Source organism: Tardiphaga sp. (genome assembly GCF_044340795.1).
GTDB lineage: Bacteria > Pseudomonadota > Alphaproteobacteria > Rhizobiales > Xanthobacteraceae > Tardiphaga.
Genome location: NZ_JBIISY010000225.1, coordinates 1 through 9,422, shown reverse-complemented (window position 1 = coordinate 9,422; position 9,422 = coordinate 1). Strand labels below are relative to the sequence as shown.

Here is a 9,422-nt window from a genome sequence, read left to right as displayed (position 1 = left end):
GGCTCCGCCGGCGCTGCCGCCGCAGGCGCCTCGTCCTTCTTCTCCGCATCCGGCTGCAGCGCCTTTGGCGCGGTCGTGAAGCGCTCGATCACCGAGCGCACGGCGTCCTTGGTCTTGCGGTCCTTCACCGCATCCAGCAGGGGAGCGGCACCCGGAGAGCGGCGGATCAGGCTTTCGGGGTCGGGGAAGATCAACGGATCGTCCCAAGGGCCCTGGATGACGAAAGGCAGGTCGAAGCCGCCCGAGCCATTGGCGGCGGCTTTCAGGCTGGCGGTGCCCTTCATGTCGTATTCGCGGGCGGGGACCGAGGCGGTGCCGGTGAGGGTCAGCTTCGAGGTCGGACCGTCGATGCGGATGTCCTGGGCGGTGGCGATGCCGTCGTTGAATTTCAACTGCATCACCAGATTGGAGAACGGCGTCGAGCCGGAGCGGAAATTGCCGGCGCCGGAGAGCGGTCGGCGTTCGAGGCGCTTGAGCAGCTGCTCGACATTGAAGCCGGTGATGGCGCCGTCCTGGCCGATCAAAGTGGCGGAGCCGTCGAGGGATTGCGCGAGGCCGAAGGGTGAGGAGCCCGATGCTTCCAGCATCATGTTCAGCGTGCCGCGACCGGTGAGCCGGGTGACGCCGAACAGGTCGCTGGCACAGGCGAGCAGATCGACATCGCTGAACTGCAGCTGCGCCTTGATATCGGCGATGGTGTCCGAGCGCGCGATGCTGAAGGAGCCGCGGGCGATGCCGCTATAGATCTGCGCTTCACCCACAGACAGCGCCAGCGTGCCGCCGCGCAGGTTGGCGCCGAGCGCGGTGCGGCCGAGCACCGAGGAGCCCACCGTCACCTTGGCGGCCGAGAGCCGCATGTCGAGATCGACGGAGGACAGCGCGTCGAGATCGAACAGCTGCCGGCTCCAGTCGCGCTGGCCGGAGGCGAGCAGGCGGACGGTGGAGACATAGGGCGTGAGGTCGATGGCGCCGGCAGCCAGCGTCGCCTGCAGGGTCTGACGGCCTGAATTGCTGTAGGTCATGACGCCCTCGGCGGTGTTGCCGTCGAGCTCGACATTGACATTGGTGAGGGCGATGGACGGGCCCACGAGGCTGGCGCGCGCCTTCATGGCGAAGCGGCCAAAGCCGCCGGAGCCCGGAGGCGCCTGGCCGACCCAGCGCAACGCATTGCGCAGCGACAGGCTGTCGGCGGTCAGCGTGCCTTCCATCACCAGGCTGGCCTTGTTGGCGATATTGCCGTCAAAAGCGAGCTTGATCGGCGCACTTGCGAAACGCGCTTTCAGGCCGGAGCGCTCGCCGGACAGCGCCGCGAGGAAGTCACTGACGCTGAGGCTAGCATCGACGCGCTCGCCGCGCCAGTCGAACTGGCCGGTGGCGGCGAAGGAGCGCGAGATCGAGGGCCAGGCCAAAGCGATATCGATGTCGTTCAGGCGCTCGTGATTATGCGGGTCGCGATAATCGAGCCGGCCGTCCTGGATGCGGATTTCCGAGAAGGAGAGTTGTTCGCCGCCCGGCTTGGTCTTGCGGGCGATGGATTCGATGAAGGGTGACCAGTTGCTGTCGCCATTGGCCTCGCGGACCACGCGGATGCGCGGACGCAGCATCACCATGTCGGCGATCTCGAAGCGCTGCAGCAGCAGCGGCAGCAGGCGCAGATTGGCCGTGAGCACATCGACCGACAGCGCCGGATCGATGGCGCCACCATTCTTCAGGCCGACATCGTGAAACGACACATAGCTGCCGGGGAACACCGAAATATCGACGGCGCCGTTGACGACGAAATCGAGCCCGGTGACGTTGCGGATCTGCGCTTCCACGGCATTACGCAGCGCATCGCGGCTCAGCAGCCACGACATGGCGAGCAGCCCGATCACGACGACGCCCAGGAGTGCCACGATGGGCATCCCCAGGCGCTTAATTCCTTGGGCTTTCGTCAATGATCTATCCGGAGTTGGCCAGGGATCTTCGGCTATTGGTCTAAACGCAGATGGGGCGCAGTCGCCTCACGCGCTCGCCCCGCATCCAAGGCCTTCAATTTGATCGCTTTTCTTGACGCTTTCAAGGCCGGAACGGGGGCGAAGGGGTCGCATCCACTGCGATTGACGGGCTTCTCGGTTTCCGCCTAATACTTCATCGCATTGCGGCATCAGCCGGACCTCCGCTCTCTTCATCAGGTCGATTTCCCCATGGTCAACAAGGTCTACCCCGACGCCAAATCGGCACTCGACGGCATTCTCAAAGACGGCATCATGATCATGTCGGGCGGCTTCGGCCTCTGCGGCATTGCCGAGGATCTCTCGGATGCGATCCGCGACAGCGGCGTCAAGGATCTCACGGTCGTCTCCAACAATGCCGGCGTCGACGGCATCGGCCTGTCGCGTCTGCTGGAAACCCGCCAGATCAAGAAGATGATCTCGTCCTATGTGGGCGAGAACAAGCTGTTCGCGCAGCAGTATCTGGCTGGTGAGCTGGAACTGGAATTCTCGCCCCAGGGCACCCTGGCCGAGCGCATCCGCGCCGGCGGCGCGGGCATCCCGGGCTTCTACACCAAGACGGGCGTCGGCACGCTGATCTCCGAAGGCAAGCCGACGATGGATTTCGACGGCGAGACCTACATGATGGAGCGCGGCCTGTTCGCCGACATCGCGATCGTGCACGCCTGGAAGGGCGACACCGCCGGCAACCTCGTCTATCGCAAGACCGCCCGCAACTTTAACCCGATGATGGCCACCGCTGCGAAGATCACCATTGCGGAAGTGGAGCATCTGGTTCCGGCCGGCGAGATCGATCCGGACCATATCCACACGCCCGGCATTTTCGTGCAGCGCATTGTCGAAGTCGGTACTGGCAAGAAGCGCATCGAAAAAGTCACCTCGCGTCAGCGCCCCGCTTAAGTTTTAGAATTCAGCAGGAGAGCCACAATGGCCTGGACCCGCGATCAGATGGCAGCCCGCGCTGCGAAGGAACTGCGTGACGGTTACTACGTGAACCTCGGCATCGGTATTCCGACGCTGGTGTCGAACTACATTCCGGACGGCGTCGACGTGCAATTGCAGAGCGAGAACGGCATGCTCGGCATGGGCCCGTTCCCGTATGAAGGTGAGGAAGATCCCGACCTCATCAATGCCGGCAAGCAGACCGTTACCGAACTGCCGACCACCAGCTATTTCTCCTCGGCCGACTCGTTCGGCATGGTCCGCGGCGGCCATATCGACCTGTCGATCCTTGGCGCCATGCAGGTGGCTCAGAATGGCGATCTCGCCAACTGGATGATCCCCGGCAAGATGGTGAAGGGCATGGGCGGCGCGATGGATCTCGTCGCCGGTGTCAAGCGCGTCATCGTCGTGATGGAGCACTCGGCCAAGGATGGCGCCAAGCTCCTGAAGAAGTGCGACCTGCCGCTCACGGGCGAGAAGGTGGTCGATATGGTGGTCACCGATCTCGCGGTGTTCACCATCGACAAGAACGGCGACGGCGGCATGGCGCTGATCGAGCTGGCTGATGGCGTGACGCTGGACGAGGTCAAGGAAAAGACCGAGGCCGAGTTCCGCGTGGCGCTGAAGAACACGTGATCGATACGAACGCCGTCATGGCCGGAACCAGCCCGGCCGTGACGGAGTATATGAATTGAGCAATGCCCGGCCTCTGCCGGGCATTCGCATATTTGAAGGACATTGCATGAGCGCCCGTCTCGAAGACCGTACCTTCATGCTGCTGCTGATCGCGGTGTCGCTCGCGTTTGGCTGGATCCTGTCGTCCTTCTACAGCGCCATCCTGTGGGGCGTGGTGATGGCGATCATGTTCGCGCCGCTGCATCGGCGCCTGCTGGCGCGGATGCCCAAATATCCGAATTCCGCGGCACTGCTCACGGTCGGGCTGATCGTTCTCATCGTCATCCTGCCGTTGACCATGGTTGGCGCTTCGCTTGCCAGGGAAGCCGCCGCCGTTTTCGCCAAGATGAAATCGGGTGAATTCAATCTCGTCACCTTCATGCAGCAAATCTTCGACGCGCTGCCGCAGTGGATCAAGGGGCTGCTCGATCGCTTCGGGATCGAAGGTCTCAGCGGCCTGCAGGAGAAACTGTCGGGTGGCCTGATGCAGGGCAGCCAGTATATCGCTTCGCAGGCGCTGAATATCGGCCAGAGCACCTTCGACTTCATCATCCAGCTCGGCATCATGCTGTATCTGCTGTTCTTCCTGTTCAAGGATGGCGATGCGCTGGCGGCGCGGTTCAAGGATGCCCTGCCGCTGAAGCCCCGCCTGCGCGATGACCTGATCGAGAAGTTCACGGTGGTCATCCGCGCCACGGTGAAGGGCGGCATTCTGGTGGCGCTGGCGCAGGGCGCGCTGGGCGGGCTGATCTTCTGGATTCTCGGCATCAGCGCGGCGCTGCTCTGGGCTGTGCTGATGGCGTTCCTGTCGCTGCTGCCGGCGGTCGGTGCCGGTCTGGTCTGGATGCCGGTGGCAATCTATCTGCTGGCAACGGGTTCGATCGTGAAGGGCATCGTGCTGATCGCCTATGGCTTTCTGGTCATCGGCCTCGTCGACAACATTTTGCGTCCGATGCTGGTGGGCAAGGATACCAAGCTGCCGGATTATCTCATCCTGCTGGCCACCATCGGCGGCATCAATGCATTTGGGCTGAACGGCTTTGTCGTCGGTCCGGTGATCGCGGCGATGTTCGTGGCGGGGTGGGCGATCTTTGCGCAGTCGCGGAAGGGCGGGGACATCGAGCCGATGTCTCAGCCGTAGCTTCGTAGGATGGGTAGAGCGCAGGCGCGTCGCGCCGTAGCGAAACCCATCACAACGAGCACCGCGTGTGCGGTGATGGGTTTCGCTGCGCTCTACCCATCCTACGGGTCCGCGTTCACACCGGCCCTTTCGGCACATCCGCAAACCGCGTCAGCCACATCACCGGACCGATGCTCGCGGCCACGATCAGCAGCGCCGCCAGCGCGCCTTCCTCGAAACTGCCGCGGCTCGCATATTGATAGATCGAGGTCGCCAGCGTCTCCACATTGAGTGGACGCAGCAGCAGCGTGGCCGGCAATTCCTTCAGGCAATCGACGAACACGACGATGACGGCGCCAAGCAGGGCCGGGCGCAGCAGCGGCAACTGGATCACCCGCAGGCTGGTCATGACGGGCGCACCGGCGGCGCGGGCGCTGTCGTCGTAGTCGACGGGGATGCGCTCGAAGCCGGCCTTGATGAAACCGGTGGGCACTGCGAGGAAGCGGATCACATAAGCAATAACGACGGCGGCACCGGATCCGACCATCACGAGGCCGGGCGGCGTTGCGCCGATCCAGCGCGCGATCGTGTTGAGGCCGTTGTCGATGAACAGCACGGGGGCCAGCAGGCCGAGCGCCAGCACCAGACCGGGCAATGCGTAGCCGGCCTGCGCGATGGCGAAGGATGTGTCAGTGAGGCGCGAGGCGCGCCAGCGCTGGGCGATCACGACAATGAGGCCGAGCAGCAGTGCAACAGCAGTGGCGATGGCGGCGAGCAGGATCGTGTGGCCGGCATCGCGCCAGACCGTGGTCTCGCTCGCCAGCAGGCCGCGGCGGAGGCTCTGATGGAGCAGATAGAGCAGTGGCACAGCGAAGCCGAGCAACGCGGGAAGAAGACAGGCCGTGAAGGCAAGCCCGCCGCGCCAGCCATGGAGCTGCGTCCGCGCCATCAGCCGCGGATTCTCGGCGGAGAACTCATAGCTGCTCTCGCGACGTCCGAAGCGTTCGATGGCGATGAGCACGGTGACGATGGCCAGCATGAACAGCGAGAGCTGCGCTGCGCCGGCGAGGCTGCCGCGATTGAGCCAGGTGGTGAAGACCGACACCGTCAGCGTGCGCACGCCGAGATATTCGCTGGCGCCGATATCGTTCAGCGTTTCCAGCGCCACGAGGGCGAGGCCGACCGCAAGGGCCGGCCGCGCCATCGGCAGCGAGATGCGGCGAAAGATGGTCCAGCGGCTGGCGCCGAGCACCTTGGCTGCCTCGGCGAAGTCGGCGCTGCGATGCTGGAACATGGCGCGGGCGGAAAGATAGACATAGGGATAGAGCACGAGGCCGATGACGAAGATCGCGCCGGGCAGCGAGCGCATCGCCGGCAGCAGCCTGATCGCATCAGGCATCGGCATGACCGTCGCCAGGGTGCGATGGACGAGACCGAGCGGCTCAAACAGGTCCACATAGACATAGGCTGCGAGATAGGTCGGGATCGCCAGCGGCAGCGGCAGCAGCCAAAGCAGCAGCGCGCGGCCGGGGAAGTCATGCGACGAGATCAGCCACGCCGTGCCGGCGCCGAGGACGAGTGCGACGATGCCGACGCCGAGGAGAAGGGCTGCCGTGTCGCGTAGCGCCTGGGGCAGGACATAGGCGATCAGATGCTGCCAGAGTTCGGGCTCGGGCTGCAGCGCGAGGACGGCGATGCTGATCACCGGCGCCGCGACGAGGAGGGCGGTCGCGGCTGAGGCAATGATCGCAAGGCGTTCGGTGAGAGACGACGTCACGCGGGGGGAAGCCGGCGTGTCACACCTCTTGTCATCCCGGCGAACGCCGGGATCCATAGCCTCGGGAGAGATGATTGAGTGAGTGAGGCGGCCACGGAGTTAAATCAGAACCTCGGAGGTTACGGGTCCCGGCTCCGCGAACAGCTTCGCTGTGCTAGGCCGGGACCACTGCTGAGTATACCTCAATTATCAAACCCGACCTTGTCCACCAGCGTGGACGCGGCCTTGCGGTTCGTCGCGATCTTGGCGATCGGCATCGGATCGGCATTCAGCTTACCATAGCCGGCAATGGTCGGATTGACGGCAACACCGGCACGGATCGGATATTCGTAGTTCGTATCCGAATAGATCTTCTGCGCCTGCTCGCCGGACAGCCATTCGATCAGCTTGATCGCATTGGCCTTGTTCGGTGCGTGCTTGGCGAGGATGACGCCTGACAGGTTCACATGGGTGCCGCCGCCGGCGAAGGTCGGCAGGATCACCTTGGTGGCTTCGGCCCAGGGCTTCTTGTCGGGATCCGCGTTCATCATCAGCGCCCAGTAATAGGTGTTGCCGATCCCGATGTCGCATTTGCCGGCCGCGACGTCGCGGGCCTGCTCGCGGTCGCCGCCCGAGGGCTTGTGCGCGAGATTGGCCTTCACGCCGCGCAGCCATTCCTCGGCCTTGGCTTCACCATGCTTGGTGACATAGGCGGCGAACAGGCCGTTATTGTAGATGTGCTGGCCGGAGCGGATGCAGATCTTGCCCTTCCACTTGGGATCGGCGAGCTCTTCATAGGTGATCGCGTCCTGCTTCACGCGGTCCTTCGAGGCATAGATCACGCGGGCGCGCATGGAGATGCCGGCCCAGTTGCCATCGGGGTCGCGATATTGCGCAGGGATCGTCATGTCGATCACGTCGGACTTGATCGGCTGGGTGACCTCCGCCTTCACGGCGTCGTCGAGGCGGCCGAGATCGACGGTGAGCAGCACGTCGGCCGGGCTGTTGGCGCCTTCGGTCTTGATGCGCTGTTCGAGGCCCGACGAGGCCGAGATCACATTGACCTTGATGCCGGTGTCCTTGGTGAACGCCTCCACCAGCGGGGCGACCAGCTTGCCTTCGCGATAGGTGTAGAGGTTGACCTCACCGGAAGCCTGCGCAGTGGGCGCGCCGATGGCGAGGGCAAGAGCAGTACCGAGGGCGTAACGCTTGATCATGGATGGGCTCCGGCAGGGGCGTTGCAATGATGAGATGACGTAGCGCAGCACGCGAATTTGCGTCAGTGACGCAACGTCGCGCCACGCATTGTTAGAATTGTTCAAAACAGAGAAGGCCGCAGGTACCGAATACCTGCGGCCTTCATTTTTAGAAGTTTGCCGTCGCCGAGAGGCGGAAGACGCGCGGTGATCCGGGCGTGATGTTGTTGTTGGCGTCCGCAGTCGCGAAGTAACGGGTGTCGAGCAGATTCTCGATGTTAAGCTGCGCGCGCCAGGTTTCGTTGAAGCGGTAGTAGATCGCCATATCGACGCGGGTCCATTCGGGCAGCAGCACGGTGTCGTCCGACCCGGCGAAGAAGTTGGTGTAGTGGATCACACCCAGACCAGCAGCCCACTGCGAGGTGAACTGATAGCGATTCCACAGTGAGAACGTGTTGTAGGGCACCAGCGCGACGCGGTTGCCGGCCAGCACCGTGGTGGAGTTGGCGCCGGTGATGCGGGCATCCGTATAGGCATAGCCGCCGGTGACCTGCCAGGCATCGGTGATATAGCCGGACAGCGAGGCCTCGAAGCCGCGGGTCTTTGTCGATCCGCTGGCGATGAAGAAGCCGGGATTGTTCGGATCGGCGAGGCGCTGATTGGTTCGGTTGAGGTCATAGATCGCGGTCGCGAACTGCAGATTCGGTGCGATGTCCCACTTCACGCCGACTTCGTTGTTCTCGAACTTCTCAGGCTCGGAAATGACCAGGCCCGGATTGAGCGCGCTGAACTGGTCGCCGGCGCTCGGCAGATACGAGATGCTGTAGCTGTAATAGACAGAGACATTGTCCACCGGCTTGACGATGATGCCGGCCCGCGGTGACACCAGATCATCGGTGCGGGTCTGCACCGCTCCGGTGCGGCGATCGCGCGACGACAGTTCAAACCGGTCGAAACGCAGGCCGCCGATCAGCTGCAGGTAGCGGGTGATCTCGACCTGGTCCTGCACATAGATGGCGCCGAGATTGAGATTGTAGGTGTTGTTAGCATCGCTTGCGGTATTGCGGAAATTGACCTGCCCGAAGCTGGTCGGGTTCAGCGGGTTCACCGCCAGGCTGGTCTGCGCCGTATTGCCGTTGAAATAGCCGCTCTGGCGATAGGCTAGGCCGCTCTGGTTGCCCACTTCGCCGCCGAACAGGATGGTGTGGCGGATCGGGCCGGTATTGGTGCGATAGGTGAAGTCGGTCTGGTTGAACAGATTCTGCCGGTCGGTCTCGTTGTTATAGGCGCTGAGATTGACCGAGGTGCCGGCGAGGTTCACCGCGCCACCCGGGAAGACGTTGGAATAGAATTTGCGATAGTCGGCGAATTGCGACGAGTTCTTCACCGTCAGGCCGTTCTCGAAATCATGCTCGATGACGGCGTTCGCGATATTGACGTCGGCGATTGAATAGCTCGCATTCGGATTGCCGAAATACGCTGAGGTGGACGTGTTGTAGGCATATTGCGGCAACAACCCGCCGGGCCGCACCTGCGAGGGAATGCCGCGATCCACCGTGCGGGCGTCGTGCAGATATTCGTAGCTCAGCTTGACCCTGGTGGTGTCGTTGGGTGCGAAGGTCACGGTCGGGTTGAAGCCGTAACGTTCGAGGTGAACGAAGTCGCGATAGCTGTCGGTGTTCTCGTAGAAGGCGTTGAAGCGCACCGCGAGATCCTGGGTCACGGCCTGGCCGATGTCC

The 9,422-nt window shown here is 63.3% G+C and carries 7 protein-coding genes; 3 read left to right on the top strand and 4 right to left on the bottom strand.

Going from position 1 to position 9,422, the window contains the following annotated elements; all coding sequences use genetic code 11:
* The coding region (locus tag ACIQ17_RS26335) for an AsmA family protein (protein WP_398472253.1) at positions 1 to 1,904 on the bottom strand (1,904 nt) is incomplete at its 3' end.
* A gap of 282 nt (positions 1,905 to 2,186) precedes the next feature.
* Between ACIQ17_RS26335 and ACIQ17_RS26330 the strand changes: the two genes are divergently transcribed.
* The 3 genes from ACIQ17_RS26330 to ACIQ17_RS26320 all read left to right on the top strand — a co-directional run bounded on the left by ACIQ17_RS26330 (position 2,187) and on the right by ACIQ17_RS26320 (position 4,752).
* A complete protein-coding gene (locus tag ACIQ17_RS26330) occupies positions 2,187 to 2,894 on the top strand; it encodes a CoA transferase subunit A (RefSeq protein ID WP_398472252.1) in 708 nt (235 codons plus the stop codon).
* A 27-nt stretch (positions 2,895 to 2,921) separates the two neighbouring features.
* Entirely contained in the window at positions 2,922 to 3,572 is a 651-nt protein-coding gene (locus ACIQ17_RS26325; RefSeq protein ID WP_211910219.1) for a CoA transferase subunit B, read from the top strand.
* 106 nt (positions 3,573 to 3,678) lie between these two features.
* The gene (locus tag ACIQ17_RS26320) at positions 3,679 to 4,752 is read left to right on the top strand and encodes an AI-2E family transporter (RefSeq protein ID WP_398472250.1); all 1,074 of its coding nucleotides are present in this window, start codon (positions 3,679 to 3,681) and stop codon (positions 4,750 to 4,752) included.
* Positions 4,753 to 4,867: 115 nt separating this feature from the next.
* On the opposite strand, the gene ACIQ17_RS26315 is transcribed toward ACIQ17_RS26320, so the two are convergent.
* The 3 genes from ACIQ17_RS26315 to ACIQ17_RS26305 form a co-directional block, all read right to left on the bottom strand.
* The gene (locus ACIQ17_RS26315) at positions 4,868 to 6,565 is read right to left on the bottom strand and encodes an ABC transporter permease (RefSeq protein WP_398472249.1); all 1,698 of its coding nucleotides are present in this window, start codon (positions 6,563 to 6,565) and stop codon (positions 4,868 to 4,870) included.
* 125 nt (positions 6,566 to 6,690) lie between these two features.
* The gene (locus tag ACIQ17_RS26310; protein ID WP_398472248.1) at positions 6,691 to 7,704 is read right to left on the bottom strand and encodes a Fe(3+) ABC transporter substrate-binding protein; all 1,014 of its coding nucleotides are present in this window, start codon (positions 7,702 to 7,704) and stop codon (positions 6,691 to 6,693) included.
* A 148-nt stretch (positions 7,705 to 7,852) separates the two neighbouring features.
* Positions 7,853 to 9,422: TonB-dependent receptor (locus ACIQ17_RS26305; RefSeq protein WP_398472247.1), on the bottom strand; the 1,570-nt coding region annotated here is incomplete at its 5' end.